Source organism: Sorangium sp. So ce176 (genome assembly GCF_051519835.1).
GTDB lineage: Bacteria > Myxococcota_A > Polyangia > Polyangiales > Polyangiaceae > Sorangium > Sorangium cellulosum_G.
This window is the reverse complement of the sequence record NZ_CP150371.1, coordinates 11,563,052-11,582,134: the sequence shown is the minus strand read 5'-3', so window position 1 is coordinate 11,582,134 and position 19,083 is coordinate 11,563,052. Positions and strand designations below refer to the sequence as shown.

Sequence of the window (19,083 nt, the reverse complement as noted above, 5' to 3'; positions counted from 1 at the left end):
GACGAGCTTCAGGCCGATGATCCCGACCAGGATCACCGCGACGGAGCGCCCACGCCGTGGCGACCTCAGGCCGCGAACCCGCCGTCGACAGCGATCGTCGCGCCCGTGATGAAGCGACCGCCCTCGCCGGCGAGGTGAGCGACCGTGGCAGCGATGTCGTCGACGCTGCCGTAATGCGGGACCGCGAGAAGGCTCCGCTGCTGGTCCGCACCCGGGCCGTGGGCCGGGTTCATGTCCGTGTCGATGGGGCCAGGCTGGACGAGGTTGGCGGTGATGCCGCGCGCCCCGAGGTCGCGGGCGAGGCCCTTCGTGAGCCCCACGAGCGCGGCCTTGCTCATCGAGTAGAGGGTGGTGCCCGGCCCCGGCGCCCGCTCGGCAAGGCAGCTCCCGATGCTGATGATGCGCCCGCCAGCGCCCATGCGCCGCGCCGCGGCCTGCGAGGCGAGGAAGACGGCCTTCACGTGGATCGCCAGGGTCCGGTCCACGTCGTCGAGCGTCACGTCCTCGAGCGGCCCCATCAGCGCGATGCCGGCGTTGTTGACGAGGATGTCGATCCGGCCAAGCTCGGCCGCCGTCCGCTCGACCGCGCCGACAACCGCCGCCGGATCCGCGCTGTCCGCCGCGATCGCCAGCCCCCGCCGGCCCGCCGCCTCGACCTCGCCGACAACCGCGCGCGCCCTGTCCGCGCCGCTCACGTACGTCAGCGCCACGTCCGCCCCGCCCCGCGCCAGCCTCCTGACGATCCCCGCGCCAATCCCGCGGCTGCCCCCGGTCACCAGCGCCACCTTGCCCGCAAGCTCCAGCATGTTTACCTCTTTTCTGTGCCGATCGATACACAATGTATACTCTGCCGCGTGAACGGAGGTCAACCTATTTATTTAGTGATCGACACAGAAAGGTCCGGGTGATGGCGGGACGGGGGCGCCCGCGCAGCTTCGACAGGGCCGCGGCCTTGCGGCGGGCGATGGAGGTGTTCTGGGAGCGGGGCTACGAGGGCACGTCGCTCAGCGATCTCACGGCCGCGATGGGCATCAACTCGCCGAGCCTGTACGCCGCGTTCGGCTGCAAGGAGGAGCTGTTTCGCGAGGCGGTGGCGCTCTACAACGAGGTCGAGGGCGCGGCGGCGAGCCGCGCGATGCGCGAGGAGCCGACGGCGCGCAGGGCGATCGAGGCGATGCTGCGCAGCAACGCGGAGGCCTACGTGAGCCCGGGCAAGCCGAGCGGCTGCATGATCGTGCTCGCGGCGACGCTCGGCACGCCGGAGAGCAAGGCCGTGCGCTGCCACCTCGCCGAGGTCCGGCGGAGCGCGCTGGGCGAGCTCCAGCGCCGGCTGGAGCGCGGCGTCGCCGAGGGCGACGTGCCGGCGGGCACGGACACGGCGGCGCTCGCCGCCTTCTACACGACCGTCCTCGGCGGCCTCTCGCTGCAGGCCCGCGACGGCGCCCCGCGCGAGGTGCTCCAGGCGATCGTCGACTGCGCCATGGCCGCCTGGGACGTGCTGGCCAGGCCGCGCGCCGCTGTCTGAGCGGTATCTGGGCGGGCGAGCGCGCCGGCGCGGCGCTTGTGTCGAGTTGCGTCGAGGCCGGCGGCGGCGATACGTTGAGGTCGTTCGACGCTTCGGTGAGGCCCGCACGAGGTGCGTTGTCATGGGAAATGAGTTCGTCGCGCACCCCTCGCATTCGGCCGAGTACTTCGGCGATACGCGCGATAGCTGGTGGAACCCCGATTACGTCGAGCTGCTCGCGCGGCGATGGGGCCTGAGCCGCGTGCGCGCGGTGCTCGACGTCGGGTGCGGCGTCGGGCACTGGGGGCGCGTGCTCGGCGGCGTGCTGCCGAGGGCGGCGCGCATCACCGGCGTCGACCGCGACCCCGTGTGGGTCGAGAAGGCCGCCGAGCGCGCGGCGGCGCGCGGGGACGCGGATCGGTTTCGCTACCAGGTCGGGGTCGCCGAGGCGCTGCCGTTCGAGGGCGACACGTTCGATCTCGTGACGTGCCAGACGGTGCTGATCCACGCGGCGGATCCGGGCGCGATGCTCGCCGAGATGGTCCGCGTCACGAGGCCGGGCGGGCTCGTCGCGGTGGCCGAGCCGAACAACCTGGCGGGCGCCCTGCTGAGCGCGGCCGTGCTGCATGCGCCTGTGGACGAGACCCTCGCCCTCGTGCGCTTCCAGCTCCTGTGCGAGCGCGGCAAGGCGGCCCTGGGCGAAGGGCACAACTCCCTGGGAGAGCTCATCCCCGAGCTCTTCGCCAGACACGGCCTCACCGATATCCAGGTCTACCTCAACGACAAGGCGAACGTCGCGCTGCCTCCCTACAGATCGTCGGAGCAACGGGCGACGGTGGAGGAGATCGCCGACTTCGCGCGGCGCGAGCTCTGGATCTGGAGCCGGGGCGATACGCATCGGTATTTCCTCGCCGGCGGAGGCGAGGAGCAGGAGTTCGAGGGCTGCTGGGCGGCGGCGATGGGGGCAGCGCGGAGGACCGCGGAGGCGATCGCCAGGGGGACGCACGCGAGCGCGGGCGGGAGCGTCGGATACGTTGTGTCGGGGACGAAGCCGTCGCCGCCGTCGAGCAGGCACCTGCAGGGGCACGTGTACCGGAATCCGTGATTGCCCGGACGCCCGGCCCCTGGAGAGGGTGTTCGCCGGCGGCCCACGGTGGATGGCGGCGCTATGTCGCCTCGTTCATCGGGCGCAGGACGATCTGCACGATGCGCGAGCGGTCCCGGGGGAGGGCGGCGAGGACGACGGCCTCGGCCACGTCCTCGGCGGTGGAGAAGCCCTGCATGCGCTCGGAGCCCGCGGTGCGGCCGTCGCCGAGCGCGAAGTGGGTCTCGACGCCGCCCGGACAGACGGCGCTCACCTTGATGTTCTCCTGCCAGAACTCGCGGTCGAGCGCCTGCGTCAGGCCGACCTGCGCGAACTTGGAGGCACAGTAGATGGCCTCGTTCGGATAGCCCTGGAGGCCGGCGACGCTGGCGACGTTGACGATGTGGCCGCCCCCCTGGCGGCGCATGTGGGGGATGACCTCGCGGCAGAACAGCCAGGTCCCCTTCATGTTCGTCGCCATGATGCGGTCGTAGTCGTCCTCCGACCACTCGAGGAAGGGCCGGTAGCCGCCGACGCCCGCGTTGTTGACGAGGATGTCAATCCGCCCGAGCTCGCGGATCGCCCGCTCCACGCACGCGGCCACGGAGGCGGCGCGGGTGACGTCGGCCTCGATCATCAGCGCGCGGCCGCCCGCCGCGCGGAGCTCGCGCTCGAGCGCGCCCAGGTCCGCCGCGGTGCGCGCGACGCCGACAACGACGGCCCCCTCGCGGCCCAGCGCGAGCGCGCTGGCCCTCCCGATTCCCCTGCTCGCCCCGGTGATGAGCGCGATCTTGTCCTTCAGGCGCACGGTCTCCCCCTCTCCGCCGCGCGCAGCGTGGAACGAAGCGCCGCTCCCCCGCGCCGGCCGCGGGCACCGTATCACGGGCGCGGCTCGCCGGCGCGCAGCCGGTAGGCAGGCTCGGGCGGAGCGCCGTCGTGCAGCCACGCCTGCGCACGGTCGCCCTCGCGCCCCGGGGTGGCCCTGACGATCGTCCGGAGCTCACGGACACGCCGCGAGGCGCCGGCGAACACGCCGCGTGCCGCGTCGTCAGGGAGAGGATCGCCCGGTCCGGGGCCTGCGCCGCATCGACAGGGCATACATGTCATCGGGATGTAGATGCATCACATTTGCAATTGACTTTCAGTTGGACCGATCGCATACGGTGCGCCGCCGGCGGCGATGGCCCCGGCGGCACTGTCATGCTCACGGCAAAGAAGCTTTCGAAGTCCTACGGGGGCGTCCCCGCCCTCGACGCGCTCGATCTCGAGGTCCCGGCCGGCGAGGTGTTCTGCCTCCTCGGCCCGAACGGCGCGGGCAAGACGACAACGCTGAGCCTGTTCCTCGGGTTCGCAAGGCCCTCCTCCGGCGCGGCGTACGTGGCCTCCGTCCACGTGGAGCCCGACCCGATCGCGGCGCGGCGGAAGATCGCCTATGTCCCGGAGCAGGTGCGGCTGTATCCGCACCTCACCGGCTGCGAGAACCTCGCGTATTTCCTCGGCCTGTCGCAGGCGCACGTGCCTCCCGCCGCGGCGCTCTCGCGGCTGCTCACCGCGGCCGGGCTGCCCGAGGGCGCCGTGCACCGGCCGGCGAGCGGGTACTCCAAGGGCATGCGGCAGAAGGTGGTCCTCGCCCTGTCGCAGGCGAAGAACGCCGGCGCGCTGCTCCTCGACGAGCCGACCTCGGGCCTGGATCCCGGCGCGGTCCGCGATCTCTGCGCGGCGATCCGGCGCGAGGGCGATCGCGGCGCCGCGGTGCTGATGGTGACCCACGACCTCGGCGCCGTCGCGAGCATCGCGCACCGGATCGGCGTCATGAAGGCCGGCCGGCTTGTCGAGGTCGCGCGCGCCGCCGGCCTGTCCGAGGCCGACATCCTCTCGCTGTACCGCCGCCACTTCGACCCTCCCGGCGGCGCGACTCCCGAGCTCCCCGCGCGCCACGGCGCGTCCGCCGCGCCCGCGCCGGAGGCGCTGTCATGACCCCGCGCGCGCACACACCCCGGCTCGCGACCGCGCTCGCCGCGCTCCTCACTGCCCGCGCCGCCGCGGCGGCGGAAGCCACCGCCGCAGCAGCCCCCGCGCCGGCGGGCGCCGCCGAGACAGCGGCGCCGGAGGCCTCGCCCGCGCTCGGCGAGGAGGTCGTCGTCATCGGCCAGCGGATCGGGCCGCTCGACAGCGCCGACGTCGTGACCTCTGTCGACATCCTCGGCGGCGAGGAGATCCAGAATCAGAGCACCGCCGAGCCGCTCGAGCTGCTCCGGCGCGTGCCGGCGGTCTACGTCGAGTCCTTCAACCAGGGCATCATCAACGCCGACGTCGGGCTCCGCGGCTTCAACACGCAGGGCGACGTCGCCCACACGAAGCTCCTCATCGACGGCATCCCCAGCAACCACCACGTCGGCCTCCCCGACATGAAGGCCGTGTTTCCGCTCGAGATCGAGCGGATCGAGGTCGTCAAGGGCACGAACGACCCGCGCTATGGGCTCAACAACGTCGCCGGCAACATCCACGTCGTCACCCGCAAGACCGGGAACGAGCGCATCGCCCGGCTCCTCGCCGGGAGCTTCTGGACCGTGGAGCCCCAGGTGCTCGTCGCCGACGAGCGCGGCGCGCTGAGCCAGACCTATTTCGCGGGCTACCGCGGCTCGGACAGCTACCGCGATCACGCGCGCAGCGACAAGGTCGCCGGCTCGGCCAAGTGGTTCTACGAGCCGTCCAGGCAGCTCCGGGTCGGGCTCATCGTGCGCGGCATGCTCCTCGACGCGGACGCCCCGGGCTACCTGTCCGCGGAAGACGCGCGCGCGCGCCCGACGGCCTCGCCCGCTCATTCAGCGACCGACGGCGGACGTCAGGCGACCCTCCACGCGAGCGTCCATGTGGATCGAGAGCTCACCGAGGGGCTGTCCTGGCAGCTCAAGGGCTATGGGCAGGCGTTCCTGCGGGATCGCTGGGTGAAGTTCGACGCCGATCTCGATCAGCAGCTCCGGATCGAGGACGACCGGCAATACGGCGCGATCTCGGTGCTCACCTACCGGGCGCGCGAGCCGCGGGCGCTCGACCTCACCGTCGAGTGGGGCGCCGATTACCAGCTCCAGGCCAACCGATACCAGCGCATCCCCACCGTGGACCGCGCGCGGCAGGGCGCCGCGTTCCGCGATGAGGACTTCGATATTCACGCCGTCGGCTCGTATCTGCAGGCGAGCGCGCGCCCGCTCGAGCCGATCAAGCTCGTGGCCGCGCTGCGGGCCGACCGCCTGGCCGGCTCGGGCAGCTTCCTCGAGCAGCCCGAGGGCGAGGCGCCCCGCAGGGTGGACCACGGCCTCAACGATTACGGCTTCATCTGGCAGCCCAAGGCGAGCGTCATGGTGACGCCGGTGAAGGGGCAGAGCGTGTATGCCAATTACGGCCGCTCATTCCAGATCGGCACGGGCAAGGGTGCCTACGCCACCCAGGGCACGCCGCTCGAGCCGTCGATCAACGACGGCTGGGAGGTCGGCTACCGGTCGAGCGTCTTTCCCTGGCTCAAGGGCCATGTCGCGTACTGGGAGCAGCGCGCGAGCGGCGAGGTGCGGGACAAGGGCGACGGCTCCGGCGACGCCGAGAACGTCGGCAAGACGCTGCGCCGCGGCTTCGACGTCGAGCTCACGCTGCGCCCGTTCGATTTCCTCTCCGTGTGGGGCGCGTTCAGCCGCGCCATCTCCGAGCAGGTCGAGCCGGGCCCGGCGCTCGCCGCGAACAAGGGCAAGGAGCTCGACCACGTCCCGAGCTTCAGCGCGAAGGCCGGCGTCGACGTTCACCCCACGCAGGAGCTGCTCGTCTCGCTCTGGTGCTACGCGCAGGGCGATTACCACCTGAACAAGGAGAACCATACCGAGGAGAACGGCTCGCGGAAGGTCGGCGACTACGTCGTCATCAACGCGAGCGCGGCCCACGACGTGTCCGAGTCGATCGCGCTCGGCGTCGAGGTGCACAACCTGCTCGACCGGTCGTACGACACGTCCATCTGGTACAAGGACTTCGGCGCCGCCGGGGCCCAGCACAACCCGGGCGGCGCTCGCTCGGCGTACGTGACTGGCACCCTGAGCTTCTGAGACGCCGCGGTCCGACGAGACCCACAGGGAGTCAGCGCATGAGAGCCCTCTCGACAGCGGCGCGGCACGAGGCCATCCGCGCGCTGCGCAACCGCACCGTCCGCATCGCCGCCGCGCTCGTCGCGGCGCTCCTCGTCGCCGCCTTCCTTCTCGAGGCGGCGCGGCACACCGGAGAGGCCCGCCAGCGCGCGGCCTTCCAGGAGCTTGTCCACCGCCAGTGGGTCGATCAGCCCGATCGCCACCCGCACCGCGCCGCCCATTACGGCACCTTCGCCTTCCGCGCCCCGAGCCCCCTCGGCTTCTTCGATCCCGGGCTCGAGTCCTTCGCCGGCACCTCGATCTTCCTCGAGCCGCACCAGCGCAACGCGCTGGGCTTCAGCGAGGCCGCGCAGTCGAGCGAGCTCGCGCGCTTCGGCACCCCGAGCGCCGCCTTCGTCCTCCAGGTGCTGCTCCCGCTGCTCATCTTCTGCATGACGTTCGCCAGCGTCGCCGGAGAGCGCGAGTCGGGGACATGGCGCCTCGCCGTCTCCCAGGGCGTCGACGCGCGCGTCCTCCTCGCCGGCAAGGTCCTCGGGACGCTGCTCGCCGTCGCGCTGTGGCTCGCGCCGCTCCTCGCGCTCGCGATCGCGGGCGCCCTTCTCACGGGCGTGCTCGACGCCTCCCGGGACACGATGCTCCGCGCGGCCGCGCTCGCGGGCGGATACGCCGTTTATCTGACGGCCTGCACGGCGCTCGGCGTGCTCGTCTCGTCGTTCCACCGCCGCGCTCAGGGCGCCCTCCTGACGCTCCTCGGCCTGTGGGTCGCGCTCTGGATCGTCGTGCCGCGGCTCGCCACCCAGGCCGCGAGCCGCCTCCACCCGACGCCCTCGCGCGCCCAGGTCGAGCTCGACCTCGCGCGCGCGATCCGCGACGTCGGAGACAGCCACGATCCCAGCAACCCCCATTTCCAGGAGCTCCGGCGCCGCACGCTGGCCGAGCACGGCGCGTCGCGCGTCGAAGACCTCCCGGTCAACTACGGCGGCGTCGTGATGCGCGAGGGGGAGAAGGTCACGACGGCTGTGTTCAACGATTACTACACGCGCCTGTTCGAGGCGCACCGCGCCCAGGACGCGCTCGCGCTCCGCGCCGGCCTGTTCACGCCGCTGCTCGCGATCCGGTCGTTCTCGATGGGGGTCGCCGGCACCGACGCCCACCACCTCGTCGATTTCGAGGAGCAGGCCGAGGCGTACCGCTACGCCTTCATCCAGCACCTGAACCATCTCCACATCACGAGGATCCACTGGCACAACGACAAGGCGCAGCGGGTCGATCGGGCGGAGTGGACCGAGTTCGCCCCCTTCCAGCACAGGAAGGCTCCCGCCGCGTGGGCGCTGTCCCGCGTGGCGCCCGCCGGCCTCGCGGTGCTCGCGTGGGCGGCGGCGCTCTCGCTCGCCGTCGCGCGCTTCACCCGCCGCCACGGAGAGGCGTCATGAGCTCCTTTTCCTCACCCTTTCTCGCGCGGGCGCGCCTGGAGCTCCGCCAGATGCTCCGCGCGCGGACAGCCCTCGTCGTCGCTTCCCTCCTGCTCGTCGCCGGCGTCGCCGCCATCGTCGACGGCGCGGCGCGCGTCGCCCGCGAGCGCGAGGTCATCGCGGCGCTCGACCCAGCGCTCCGGGAGGAGGAGAGCTATCTCCGCAAGACGCACGCGCCGGAGGACGATCTCGGCCTCGTCCTCTACTACCTCGCCATGCCCGTCGCGCACGAGCCGACCGGGTGGACGGCGCTCTCGACAGGGCTGCGCGACGTGCACCCGTACAGCCGGCACCTGCGCTTCATCGGCCTCGTGCCCCAGCTCTACAAGACGGACATCGCCAATCCGCTCAAGCAGCTCTCCGGCAGCTTCGACTACGGGTTCGTCCTCATCTTCCTCGTCCCGCTCTTCATCATCGGCGTGAGCTACGATGTCCGGTCGCGCGACGACGATCTCGGCACGGAGCCGCTCGTCTGCTCCCAGCCGACGCGCCTGTCCCGCGTGCTCGCCCTCCGGCTCGCGCTGCGCGCCGCGCTGGTCTCCGCCGTCGCGCTCGCGCTGCTCGCCTTCGCCGTCGCCTGGCTGGGCCTCCCGCTCGACGCCCGCGCCGGCGCCTTCGCGCTCGCGTCGCTCGCGTACATCGCGCTCTGGTTCGTCGTCGTGTTCCTCGTGGCCTCGCTGCGCCGCCCGTCCGCGTGGAACGCCATCTCGCTCGTGGGCGTCTGGATCGCCTGGTGCGTGCTCGTTCCCGCGCTCGTCAACCTCGCGATCATCACGGCCTCTCCCGCCCACGGCGGCGTCGAGCTCACCCTCGCGCAGCGGCAGGAGATGAACGCCGGCTGGGACCGGCCGAAGCGCGCCACCCTCGATCCGTTCTTCGCGCGCCGGCCCGAGTGGGCCAGGACCCCGGTGCCGGAAGACCGCTTCTCCTGGCCCTGGTACTACGCCATGCACGAGATGGGCGACGCGCACGTCACCCGGCAGGTCGAGGACTACCACGCTTCGCTCGCGCGCCGGGAGCAGTGGACAGCGCGGGCCGCCCTCGTCCTGCCGCCGCTCGCGCTGGAGCTCGTGCTCGACCGGATGGCGGGCACGGACATGGCCACGGCGCTCGCCTTCAGGGACAGCATCGCCGCCTACCACGAGCAGCTCAAGCAGTACGTCTATCCGCTCGTCTTCAACTACGAGGGCCTCGCCGCGTTCGACATCGACGCCGTCCCGCGCCACCGCTTCGGCGGCGCCCCGCGGCCCTTGCACCTCGCCGGCCTCGCGGGGCTGCTCGGCGTCCTCGCGCTGCTCGGCGCCATGATCCCGCGGGCCATCCGACGCATCGACGCGACGCCGTGGCTCGAAGAGGCGAGCGCCTCGGGCAAGGCATCTTCCCTGCCGGCCGCCGGCCAGGAGCCGTCGAGCGCCCCTTGCACGCTGCTGACCCGCGACGAGAAAGCACGGGAGACGTGAGCCATGGATGACCGAACGCCGCGGATCGAGGACATTCAAGGTCTGGCGCTTACCCCTCGCGAGGTCGCCGCGCTCGCCGAGCCGCTCAGACGACTCTATCTCTCCCTGCCGCCCATGCTCTCCGCCGGGGAGATCGAGCAGGTCAACCGGGGCACCAAGGTCCTGGGAGGCGATTACGTCTATCGTGGGCTCGAGTTCGCCGTCCCGTCCGGCGTCCTCGTGCCCGGCGGGACGAGCGAGGTGATCTTCGATGCCCTCCACGACGGGCTCGTCGAGGTGCAGGGCGCCTCGGTGGTCGTGATGGGGTGCGGGGCGGGCGTCGAGCCCGTCCTCGCGCGTCAGCGCGGCGCCCGCGAGATCTACGCGATGGACATCCATGAAGCGAGCGTCGCGTCGAGCCTCGCGAGCTTCGAGCGGCACACGGGCGCGCGCGACCCCGAAAGGCACCACTTCCTGGTCTCGGACCTCTTCTCCGCGCTGCCGCCCGGGAGGCGCGCCGACGTCATCCTCTTCAACCCGCCCGCGAACCCGCTGCGCTCCGACGATCCCGATCTCACGCGGGTGAACTTCTCGGGCTCCGCGATCATGGTGAGCTTCTTCGATGAGATCGCCTCTCGAGAGCTGCTCGCGCCGGGGGGCAGGGTCGTCACCGTGCTCTCGAACGCCAGCAACCTCCAGGGCATCACGGCGCACGCGCTGCGCCGGGGCTTCGAGCCCGAGCTCCTGAGGCGGAAGACCTGGCCCGCTCCCTACGACAAGATCCTGACACACCTCCTCTCCTTCACGCTGTGACGAGGACTGGATCGATGGCCCAGCACCGCACGCAGCCTCTTCCGGAGCCCTTGAGCTTCGGGTCGTACTGGAAGCTCGCCCTCCCCCTGACCCTCGCCGGCCTGTCGGGGCCGATCATGAACGCCACCGACACAGCCGTCATGGGGCACTTCGGCGACGCGGCCACGATGGGAGGAGTCGCCGTCGGCAGCCAGATATTCAACACACTTTACTGGCTCCTCGGCTTCTTCCGGACCAGCACGAGCGGCTTCGCAGCCCAGGCGCGCGGCGCCGAGGACCGCCAGGAGGCCGCGTTGCAGCTCTTCCGCCCGCTCGTCTTCGCCGGCCTGGTCGGCTGCGTCTTTCTGCTGCTGCAGGGCCCGATCGGGGCCGCCGGACTCGATCTGATGGGGGCCCGCGGACAGATCGAGCCCCACGCGGCGGCCTACTACGAGGCGCGCATCTGGGGGGCTCCCGCGGCGCTGATGGGCTACGTGGTCGCGGGCTGGCTCATCGGCATGGCCGAGGTGCGCTGGGCGATGCTGCTCTATGTCGGGATGGACCTGCTCAACCTCGTCCTCACCGTCACCTTCGTCACGGCGCTCGACCTCGGGGTGAGCGGCGTCGCCTGGGCCACCGTGATAGCCGAGGTGACGAAGGTCCTCGTCGGCTTCCTTGTGATCTGGCGCAAGGGCCACCTGCGCGGCGTCCAGCCACGCTGGCGGCACCTCGTCGATCCCCACGCCGTCACCCGCATGTGGCGGGTGAACAGCGACGTCCTCGTGCGCACGACCTGCCTGCTCGGCGTCTTCGGCTGGATCACCCGCCAGAGCGCGCTCCTCGGCCCCGAGGTCCTGGCCGTCAACGCGATCCTCATGCACATGCAGCTCGTCATCTCCAGCGCGCTGGGCGGGCTCGGGAACACCGCGGGCATGCTCGCCGGCCAGGCGATAGGGGCACAGTCCCGGGAGCGCTTCGACGACACGATCCGGCTCTCGTTCTGGACGGCGTCGCTGTCCGCGCTGGCGATCAGCCTCGCTTGCGCCGTCGCGCAGCCGGCCATCCTCGGGCTGTTCACGCCGCTTCCGTCGATCGCGCAGATGACGGGCCGTTACTTCGTCTGGATGGTGCTGTTCCCGGTCGCGATCTTCTGGAGCATGATCCTCGAGTGCGTCTTCACGGGCGCGACCCGGGCCGCCCCCGTCCGCAACTCGCTGCTCGCCGCCACCCTGGTCTTCTTCGTCACCTGGCCTGTCTTCACGACCCGCTGGGGAAATCACGGGCTCTGGATGGCCTTCCTCCTGTTCAGCCTGACGCGCTCTGTCTATCTCCACCTGGCGCTCCCGAGGCTCCTGCCGGCGGCGTTCCCGGCGCGCTCTCGAGAGCCCGTCACCGCCTGACGGCCCCTCTGGGGCCGCGCGTCACGTCACATCACGTCCAGTCGCAGCTCCAGGAGAGTGCTCGATGTGTTCGATCGCTGGCATCTTCAACAAGAAGCGGCCCATCGGCGCCGCGCAGCATGACGAGATGGCGTCGCTCCTCGAGGCGATGCACCACCGCGGGCCGGATGCGCGGGGCGCCGTGCAATGCGCGAGCTGGGCGCTCCTCGGCAGCAACCGGCTGCGCATCACCGACGCCGGGAACCCCGGCGCGGACATGCCGCTCACCTCGGGCGATCAGCGCCTCACCCTCGTCTTCAACGGCGAGATCTACAACCACCGCGACCTGCGCGCGCGGCTGTCGCGGTTTCCGTTCAGGACCGCCTCGGACACCGAGGTCATCCTCGCGGCGTACGATACCTGGGGGCTCGCCTGCGTGGAGCAGCTCGAGGGCATGTTCGCCTTCGCCCTGTTCGACAGCGCGACGCAGACGGGGCTCATCGCCTGCGACCCCACCGGGCAGAAGACGGTTTACCTGTGGGAGGACGACGACGCCCTGGTCTTCGCCTCGGAGATCGACCCGCTGATCAAGGACCCCTACCGCACGAAGGACTGGGATCTCGACGGCCTCGCGGAGTTCACCGCGCACCGCTTCATCCTGGGCAGCACCACGCACATCCGGCAGATCCGCAAGCTCGAGTCGGGCACCTGGCTGACCAGGACGCCCGAGCGCCAGGAGACGGGGCGCTACTACCGGATCCCGCGGGGCGACCTGACGAGGACCGACGTCCCCGCGATCCGGCAGGAGATCAGGAATGCCGTGGTCGACGGCTGCCGCAGGACGTTCGACCTCGAGGTCCCCTATGGCCTCCTGCTGAGCGGCGGCATCGACTCCACCGCCGTCCTCGCCGCGGCCCGCCGCGCCGGCCTGCCGATGAGGACGTTCTCCATCGGCTTTCAGCCCACGGGTCAGCTCCTCCCGAGGAGCACCAGCGTCTTCGACGAGTTCGCCTGTTCGAGGGCGCTCGCCCGGGAGCACGCCACGCAGCACACCGAGATCACCCTGTCGGACGCCGCGTACTGCGCTTACCTCGACCGGTGGATCGAGACCGCCGGCGAGCCGCTCGGGTCCCAGGAGGCGCCCTGCCTCATCCGGCTCTTCGAGGAGGCCGGGCGAGAGACGCGCGTCATCTTCTCCGGGAGCGGGCCCGACGAGATCTTCGACGGCTACTCCTACGGCCGGGCGATGGCGGACGTGCCCCTCCCCGAGCTCGCCGAGCGCTACTTCGCCACCTTCCACTGGTCCGGGAAGACCGACCTGAGGCAGCTCATGCCCCACCACGACGCCGCGCTGCTGACCACCAGCAAGTACCGCCAGATCCTCTCGCTCTACGGCGACTGGCCGCTCGACAGCCTCCAGGCCGTGCAGCTCCTGCACTTCCACGGCCGGCTCGTCGCCTACGAGTTCCGGCAGATGGACCTCATCAGCATGCGCCACAGCGTCGAGGCCCGCTCGCCGCTCGCGAGCACCGAGCTCGTCCGCGCCGCCTTCGATTTCCATGGCAAGCTGAAGCAGCTCGACGGCTCCGAGAAGGGAATCTACAAACAGGCCCTCGCCGATCTCGTCCCCCCGGCCATCGCCTCGCGCAAGAAGCAAGGGTTCCCGATCCCCGCGGAGATGTGGTTCTCGAGGCCGTTCACGGAGAGGGCTGCCATCCTCTTCGATCAGGGCTGCGTGCTGAGCAGCGCCGGCCTCGTCGACCCGGGATACCTGAGGAGGCTCTGGGAAGATCCGGACCCGGCCACGCGCAACCTGTTCTCCCGCCTGTACACGGCCGAGGGCATCCTCCGGCGACAGGCCCCGTATCTGGCGCCGTCGCTGGCCGCCTGATCCCAGGCACCCGGGGACGGGAAATGACAGCCCAGCCGCACCCCTCGCGCCTGTTACATGCAATCCATTTGCAATTGACATTTCGTTGTTCATGACGCATAAGTGGCCTGCCAGCGCCGGCGGTCCCGTCGCGCTCGCGGCGCAGCAGCCTCCGGAGCCGCGCGGAGGAGCCCTCGCGCGCGGCGCGCCTGGCCGTCGAGATCAGACGGCACGCGCGGCGAGCTCGCGCCTGATCCTGCCGGCGGCTCACGAGGGCATCGCCGCTCCCCTGCCCTGGCACACCGACCCTGACGAACGGCTCTGCTGATCTGGAGGGCACCATGAACACGGTCATCGATCCTTCGCTTTCGACGCGCATTCACCGCATCTACAACGAGCTCGCGAGCATGGGCTCCCTCGCGCCGAGCCAGCGGGTGAACCACCTGTTCAGCGAGCTCGTGAGCATCTCCATGTCCCGCTCGCGCGGCGAGGCCGACGAGGTGCTCGGGGATCCCGCCGTGAGCGCGATCCGGGAGGGCCTGTGGCGCGTCTGCTCGCGCGGCGAGTACGAGCTGGAGCGCCACTGGGCGCGGCGCATCGCCGCCGCGGACGACCCTGCGGCCGAGCTCCGGAGCTTCCCGTACGCCGCGAACTACGACAAGCTGACCCGGCTCGAGCTCTCCGGCCTGCGGGGCGTTCGCGACGAGCTGCCGCGGCGCGTGCTGTTCATCGGCTCCGGTCCGCTCCCCTTCACCTCGATCCTGCTCGCCGAGCGCCTCGGCCTCCCGGTCAGCAACATCGACGTCGACGAGGAGGCGTGCGCCGACGCCCGCGCGCTCGCGCGTCGCCTCGGGCTCTCGGACAGGCTCGGCTTCACCTGCGCCGACGCCCTGGCCTGCGCCGACCTCTCGGAGTTCGATTGCGTGTTCCTCGCCGCGCTCGTCGGCATGAACCGGCGCGAGAAGAGCCGCCTGCTCCACCACCTCCACGGGGCGATGCGCCCGGGCGCGCTGCTCCTCGTCCGCAGCTCGCAGCGACTACGCACGCTGCTCTACCCCGAGGTCGACATCCATGGAATGGCGCCTTTCGAGCCGCTCCTGGAGATCCATCCGCACGACGAGGTGATCAACTCGGTCATCCTCGCGGAGCGGCCGGGGCCCGACCGGATCGCCGGCTGAGGAGGCGACATGCTAAGGTCCCGGCCCGTCAGGACCCGGCCGAGGAGCCCATCATGACCACGCCTGCGATCCCCTCGAAGCTGCCGTCGACCGGCGTCAGCATCTTCACGGTGATGACGCGCCTGGCGAACGAGCACGGCGCCATCAACCTGTCGCAGGGCTTCCCGGATTTCGACTGCGCGCCGGAGCTTGTCGAGACCGTCGCCCGCCACATGCGCGCCGGCCACAACCAGTATGCCCCCATGCAGGGCGTGCTGGCCCTGCGCGAGGCGCTCTCCGCGAAGATCGAGCGGCTCTACGGCCGCCGCTACGACCCGGGGACCGAGATCACGATCACCTCGGGCGCGACCGAGGGCATCTTCAGCACGCTGACCGCGTTCGTCCGGCCCGGGGACGAGGTCATCCTGTTCCAGCCTTGCTACGACTCGTACGCGCCGGCCGTGCTGCTGAACGGCGGCGCGCCCGTGTTCGTCACGCTCCGCTATCCGGACTACCGCGTCGACTGGGACGAGGTGCGGCGCGCGATCACGCCGCGGACCCGGCTCCTGCTCATCAACTCGCCGCACAACCCGACCGGCACGATGCTGTCGGCCGACGACATGCGCGAGCTCGCGCGGGTGCTGGACGGGACTGACGCCCTCGTCGTCGGCGACGAGGTGTACGAGCACATCGTCTTCGACGGGAGACGGCACGAGAGCCTCGCGCGGTATCCGGAGCTGGCCGACCGCTCCGTTGTCATCAGCTCATTCGGAAAGACGTACCACACGACCGGCTGGAAGGTGGGCTATTGCGCGGCGCCGCGGCCGCTCTCGGCCGAGATCCAGCGGGTGCACCAGTTCGTGACCTTCGCGGTGAACGCGGCCATCCAGCTCGCGTATGCCGAGGTCGTGGCGCGCGATCCGCTCGTCGCCGATCTCGCCCCCTTCTACCAGGCGAAGCGCGACCGGTTCCTGAAGCTCATCGAGGGCTCGCGGTTCCGCCCGCTGCCGTGCGAGGGCACGTATTTCCAGCTCGTCGACACCTCCGAGATCACGACCGAGCGAGACGCCGATTTCGCGCTGCGCCTCATCCGCGAGCACGGCGTCGCCGCGATCCCGATCTCCCCGTTCCTGTCCGGCGCGGAGCCCGGGCCCGTCCTGCGGTTCTGCTTCGCCAAGCGGGACGAGACGCTCGAGCGCGCGGCGGAGCGGCTGCGCCGGGTCTGAGGGGCGGCGCCCCGTCAGGCGCCCGCGCGCGCCCGCTCCGGGAAGAGCGACAGCAGCCCTCTCGCCGAGGCCTCGCACCCCCCGCGCTGTGAATCCAGGCTCCAGATGGAGGCGCAGCGGCGTCTCCGCCGAGGAGCCCGGCGGCGGCGGCGCGGCGGCGATCGCCGGCGCCGACATCCGTAGACTCCATTTTATTGCAATCAAGTTACCGTAGTAGTACCAGGGGGCGCGACCGGGATCGAGCCCGGCGCCTCGCGCGGCAGCCAGACAGCAGCGTTGACGGGATGACTCGCCCGCGTGTCTCCGCCGCCGTGCTCCGCCGAATGGAGGCCTCATGCTGAAGTACACGTCCCAGCTCAGGGCGATCCCCCGCGATGTCGTCGACGGAATGCTCGACGACGTCGCGCGCGCCGACATCCCGTGGACCGAGAACTACTCGCTGTATCAGTCCGGCGGGTGGAAGACCGCCGCGCTCTACAACGCGAGCGGAGACTCGCGAGAGAACGATCTCGCGGACTGCGCGCCCATCCCCACCGAGGTCGTCCCGCGGCTGCCTCGGGTCCGCGACTTCGTCGAGGGATCAGGCCTCGAGCTGATGTGGGTCAGGCTGCTCCGGCTCGACCCGGACGCGTTTCTGTGGGAGCACACCGACTACGGGGCGCACAACCTGAGCCGCGTTCCCAGGCTCCGGCTCCACGTTCCCCTGAAGACCAACCCGGAAGCGCTCATCGTCCTGCCGTCGCGCTCGGTCCACATGAAGAGCGGTTTTCTCTGGAAGCTGTCCCCTCACGAGACGCGCCATGGCGCCTGCAACCGCGGCTCCGAGGAGCGTATCCACCTGATCCTCGACTGCTACATGAACGGTCCGCTGGAAGAGCTCATCGCCCGGGAGCTCCTCCAGCCCGACGCTGTGCGGGACAAGCCCGGGCTCTCGGAGGAGCGCTTCGCGGAGCTCTGCCGAGAAGCCGACGCGCTGATGAGCGCCGGGCGCCAGAGCGCCGCAGAGGACCTGCTCCGGAAGGTGTTCCACAGCCATGATCTGGGCTCGCTGTCGAGCTACGACCTGCTCGCGCGCTACTTCGAGGGGCGCGGCGACGCCGCTCGGCGAGATCACTGGTTGAGGGAGAAGATCACCTTCCTGAACCTCAACGTGCCCGGACATCCGTTTTATCAGCCCGCCCTCGCGTGATACAGGGCTCCAGGCGTCCTGCCCGCGGCCCAGGTTCACCCACATCCGCGAGCGCACATCGCCCCTGGCGGGTCCAGCGCGCCCCGAGCGGAAAGATACGCCTGCTTGCCAGCGGCGCCGGACCTCCATAGCATCGAAGTTTGCGGGCTCTCGGGGCCCCGCGCTTGGATATAAAGAAACCACCATGCTTGACATCACGCACGCACAGACACGCGCGCTCGAAGACCTCTCGCCGGGCGGCGCCGACGCGCGCCCGGCGCCCCGTCGAGAGCGGGAACGGCGCGCCGACGCCGTCAGCCCTCGCGGCGCCGCGGCGCCCGGCGAGGGCCGCGTCAAGCCGGCGCCCGCCCAGCGCTGCGTCACGGCGCGCGCCGTCCGCTCCGACATGCTGCTCGTGCTGCTCGCCGCGCTCGTCGCGGGCGGCGCCCTCGGGTGCGGCCACGCCTGCAACTACGGATTCTCGCCTTGCAAGTCGGTCTCCTCCGCGTCCCCCACGCCGAACCTCTCGGGCGCAAAGGAGAACTGCCCGACCGAGTATCGCCCGCTGTGCCTCGGCAAGGACAGCCGCTGTGTGACCGACAAGAACGGCTGTCAGGTCTGCGATTGCGTGGCGAGCGGGGCGCCCGCGACAACGCCTGACCCGCGCGACGTGCACGACCCGCGCGACGGGCGGTAGCCCTGCACCCCCGAGGATCGAGCCCATGAATCGAGAGAAGGATGCGAGTCCGGCCGACGCGCTGCTCGCCGAGGCCGAGCGGATCTCGGCGCTGCTCGCCGAGCACGCGGCCCGGCACGATCGCGAAGGCACGTTCCCTGTCGAGGGGCTCGCGGCCACGCTCCGCTCGCCGATCAACACGGCGGCGATCGGCGGCGAGGGCGGCGCCGGCGCGCCGTGCTCGTGGCGCACCTTCGGCCGCATGGTCGCCATCCTGGCCCGGGGCGACGCGTCGTTCGCGACCGCGTGGCTCATGCACCAGGGCGCCATGTCCGTGTTCCGCGCCCTGATCGACCCGGACGAGCGATCCCGCTTCGAGCAGGCGCTCCGCCGCGGCGCGTGGGTCGCCAACGCGCTCTCCGAGCCCACCAGCGGCAACATGTTCCTCGTGCCGCGCCAGATCGCCCGCAAGGCCGAGGGCGGCTATCGCCTGACCGGCGAGAAGCGCTTCGTGAGCGGGTGCGAGCACGCCGACTGCTTCTTCACGGCCGCTGTCTGCGACGGGCAGCCCGCGTTCTTCCTCATCGACAGGGACGACTCGATCTCCATCGAGCCCATCTGGGACACCCTCGGCATGCGCGCCACGCGCAGCCAGATCGTGCGCTTCCAGGACACGCTCCTGCCCGACGCGCGGCGCCTCGCCGTCGATCCGCTGGCGCCCAACCCCATCCCCGTCGCCGCGGCGTGGCTCTCCATCGGCATCGCCGAGGCCTCCATGGCGGCGGCCGTTGCCTACGCCCGCGAGCGCGTGCTCCCGCCGGCCGACAGGCCCATCGCCGAGCTGCAGTGGGTGCAGTTCGCCGTGGCCGACATGAGCCTGCGCCTCGAGGCCGCGCGCGCCCTGGCCCTGCGCACAGCCGAGGCCGCGGACGGCGGCGATCCGGCCTACGGCCTGCTCCAGCTCCAGGCCAAGGCGGTCGCCAACGAGGCCGCCGTCGCGATCACCACCTCGGCCCTGGAGATCGCCGGCGGCGCCGGCTACATGCGCGGCCGCCCCATCGAGCGCCACCTGCGCGACGCGATGAGCGGCCCGCTCATGGCCCTGTCCGGCCCCGTGATCCGCGAGATCCTGGGCAAGACGCTGCTCGGCGTCGGCAGCCCCGCGCCGTAGCCCGCGCGCTCCTGGCTG

General features: G+C 71.2%; 16 protein-coding genes. 14 read left to right on the top strand and 2 right to left on the bottom strand.

The annotated features are described in order from the left end of the window. Positions 1–65: 65 nt before the first annotated feature. Positions 66–806 carry a 3-oxoacyl-ACP reductase family protein gene (locus WMF42_RS43730; protein ID WP_061611274.1) on the bottom strand — a complete coding sequence of 247 codons (741 nt, stop codon included), beginning with the start codon at positions 804–806 and terminating at the stop codon, positions 66–68. Between the two features lie 101 nt (positions 807–907). On the opposite strand from WMF42_RS43730, the gene WMF42_RS43725 reads away from it, so the two are divergent. Both WMF42_RS43725 and WMF42_RS43720 read left to right on the top strand, forming a co-directional pair. Beyond that, the gene (locus WMF42_RS43725) at positions 908–1,525 is read left to right on the top strand and encodes a TetR/AcrR family transcriptional regulator (RefSeq protein ID WP_437689170.1); all 618 of its coding nucleotides are present in this window, start codon (positions 908–910) and stop codon (positions 1,523–1,525) included. Positions 1,526–1,646: 121 nt separating this feature from the next. Then, positions 1,647–2,609 carry a class I SAM-dependent methyltransferase gene (locus WMF42_RS43720; RefSeq protein ID WP_437689168.1) on the top strand — a complete coding sequence of 321 codons (963 nt, stop codon included), beginning with the start codon at positions 1,647–1,649 and terminating at the stop codon, positions 2,607–2,609. Positions 2,610–2,670: 61 nt separating this feature from the next. Here WMF42_RS43720 and WMF42_RS43715 read toward each other — a convergent pair whose 3' ends face one another. Next, complete coding sequence (locus WMF42_RS43715) at positions 2,671–3,396, bottom strand: SDR family oxidoreductase (protein WP_061611277.1); 726 nt, start codon at positions 3,394–3,396, stop codon at positions 2,671–2,673. Between the two features lie 392 nt (positions 3,397–3,788). Here WMF42_RS43715 and WMF42_RS43710 point away from each other — a divergent pair, with 392 nt between their 5' ends. The 12 genes from WMF42_RS43710 (at position 3,789) to WMF42_RS43655 (ending at position 19,065) form a co-directional block, all read left to right on the top strand. Further along, the gene (locus WMF42_RS43710; RefSeq protein ID WP_437689166.1) at positions 3,789–4,565 is read left to right on the top strand and encodes an ABC transporter ATP-binding protein; all 777 of its coding nucleotides are present in this window, start codon (positions 3,789–3,791) and stop codon (positions 4,563–4,565) included. Beyond that, a complete protein-coding gene (locus WMF42_RS43705) occupies positions 4,562–6,676 on the top strand; it encodes a TonB-dependent receptor (RefSeq protein ID WP_437689164.1) in 2,115 nt (704 codons plus the stop codon). Before WMF42_RS43710 ends, WMF42_RS43705 begins: the two co-directional genes overlap by 4 nt. Positions 6,677–6,714: 38 nt before the next feature. Then, positions 6,715–8,148, top strand: a complete 1,434-nt coding sequence (locus tag WMF42_RS43700) for a DUF3526 domain-containing protein (RefSeq protein ID WP_437689163.1) — start codon at positions 6,715–6,717, stop codon at positions 8,146–8,148. Then, positions 8,145–9,647 (top strand): DUF3526 domain-containing protein, encoded by a 1,503-nt coding sequence (locus WMF42_RS43695; RefSeq protein ID WP_437689161.1) that lies wholly within the window; start codon positions 8,145–8,147, stop codon positions 9,645–9,647. Before WMF42_RS43700 ends, WMF42_RS43695 begins: the two co-directional genes overlap by 4 nt. A 3-nt stretch (positions 9,648–9,650) precedes the next feature. Continuing rightward, complete coding sequence (locus WMF42_RS43690) at positions 9,651–10,439, top strand: methyltransferase (RefSeq protein ID WP_081426862.1); 789 nt, start codon at positions 9,651–9,653, stop codon at positions 10,437–10,439. Positions 10,440–10,453: 14 nt separating this feature from the next. After that, a complete protein-coding gene (locus WMF42_RS43685; RefSeq protein WP_437689158.1) occupies positions 10,454–11,818 on the top strand; it encodes an MATE family efflux transporter in 1,365 nt (454 codons plus the stop codon). Positions 11,819–11,882: 64 nt separating this feature from the next. Further along, complete coding sequence (asnB, locus tag WMF42_RS43680; RefSeq protein ID WP_437689156.1) at positions 11,883–13,688, top strand: asparagine synthase (glutamine-hydrolyzing); 1,806 nt, start codon at positions 11,883–11,885, stop codon at positions 13,686–13,688. 320 nt (positions 13,689–14,008) lie between these two features. Beyond that, a complete protein-coding gene (locus tag WMF42_RS43675; RefSeq protein ID WP_061611284.1) occupies positions 14,009–14,845 on the top strand; it encodes a nicotianamine synthase family protein in 837 nt (278 codons plus the stop codon). A gap of 53 nt (positions 14,846–14,898) precedes the next feature. Continuing rightward, positions 14,899–16,050 (top strand): methionine aminotransferase, encoded by a 1,152-nt coding sequence (locus tag WMF42_RS43670; RefSeq protein ID WP_437689154.1) that lies wholly within the window; start codon positions 14,899–14,901, stop codon positions 16,048–16,050. Between the two features lie 334 nt (positions 16,051–16,384). Further along, positions 16,385–17,239, top strand: coding sequence for an aspartyl/asparaginyl beta-hydroxylase domain-containing protein (locus WMF42_RS43665; protein WP_437689152.1), 855 nt, complete (start codon positions 16,385–16,387; stop codon positions 17,237–17,239). A gap of 184 nt (positions 17,240–17,423) precedes the next feature. Beyond that, positions 17,424–17,915 carry a hypothetical protein gene (locus WMF42_RS43660; RefSeq protein WP_061611287.1) on the top strand — a complete coding sequence of 164 codons (492 nt, stop codon included), beginning with the start codon at positions 17,424–17,426 and terminating at the stop codon, positions 17,913–17,915. Positions 17,916–17,940: 25 nt separating this feature from the next. Further along, positions 17,941–19,065, top strand: a complete 1,125-nt coding sequence (locus WMF42_RS43655) for an acyl-CoA dehydrogenase family protein (protein ID WP_061611288.1) — start codon at positions 17,941–17,943, stop codon at positions 19,063–19,065. Positions 19,066–19,083 lie beyond the last annotated feature (18 nt).

Bases quoted from the DNA above. Each gene is read 5' to 3' on its own strand.
- WMF42_RS43730 (WP_061611274.1), bottom strand. From the start codon at position 806: ATGCTGGAGCTTGCGGGCAAGGTGGCGCTGGTGACCGGGGGCAGCCGC.
- WMF42_RS43725 (WP_437689170.1), top strand. From the start codon at position 908: ATGGCGGGACGGGGGCGCCCGCGCAGCTTCGACAGGGCCGCGGCCTTG.
- WMF42_RS43720 (WP_437689168.1), top strand. From the start codon at position 1,647: ATGGGAAATGAGTTCGTCGCGCACCCCTCGCATTCGGCCGAGTACTTC.
- WMF42_RS43710 (WP_437689166.1), top strand. From the start codon at position 3,789: ATGCTCACGGCAAAGAAGCTTTCGAAGTCCTACGGGGGCGTCCCCGCC.
- WMF42_RS43705 (WP_437689164.1), top strand. From the start codon at position 4,562: ATGACCCCGCGCGCGCACACACCCCGGCTCGCGACCGCGCTCGCCGCG.
- WMF42_RS43700 (WP_437689163.1), top strand. From the start codon at position 6,715: ATGAGAGCCCTCTCGACAGCGGCGCGGCACGAGGCCATCCGCGCGCTG.
- WMF42_RS43695 (WP_437689161.1), top strand. From the start codon at position 8,145: ATGAGCTCCTTTTCCTCACCCTTTCTCGCGCGGGCGCGCCTGGAGCTC.
- WMF42_RS43690 (WP_081426862.1), top strand. From the start codon at position 9,651: ATGGATGACCGAACGCCGCGGATCGAGGACATTCAAGGTCTGGCGCTT.
- WMF42_RS43685 (WP_437689158.1), top strand. From the start codon at position 10,454: ATGGCCCAGCACCGCACGCAGCCTCTTCCGGAGCCCTTGAGCTTCGGG.
- asnB (WP_437689156.1), top strand. From the start codon at position 11,883: ATGTGTTCGATCGCTGGCATCTTCAACAAGAAGCGGCCCATCGGCGCC.
- WMF42_RS43675 (WP_061611284.1), top strand. From the start codon at position 14,009: ATGAACACGGTCATCGATCCTTCGCTTTCGACGCGCATTCACCGCATC.
- WMF42_RS43670 (WP_437689154.1), top strand. From the start codon at position 14,899: ATGACCACGCCTGCGATCCCCTCGAAGCTGCCGTCGACCGGCGTCAGC.
- WMF42_RS43665 (WP_437689152.1), top strand. From the start codon at position 16,385: ATGCTGAAGTACACGTCCCAGCTCAGGGCGATCCCCCGCGATGTCGTC.
- WMF42_RS43660 (WP_061611287.1), top strand. From the start codon at position 17,424: ATGCTTGACATCACGCACGCACAGACACGCGCGCTCGAAGACCTCTCG.
- WMF42_RS43655 (WP_061611288.1), top strand. From the start codon at position 17,941: ATGAATCGAGAGAAGGATGCGAGTCCGGCCGACGCGCTGCTCGCCGAG.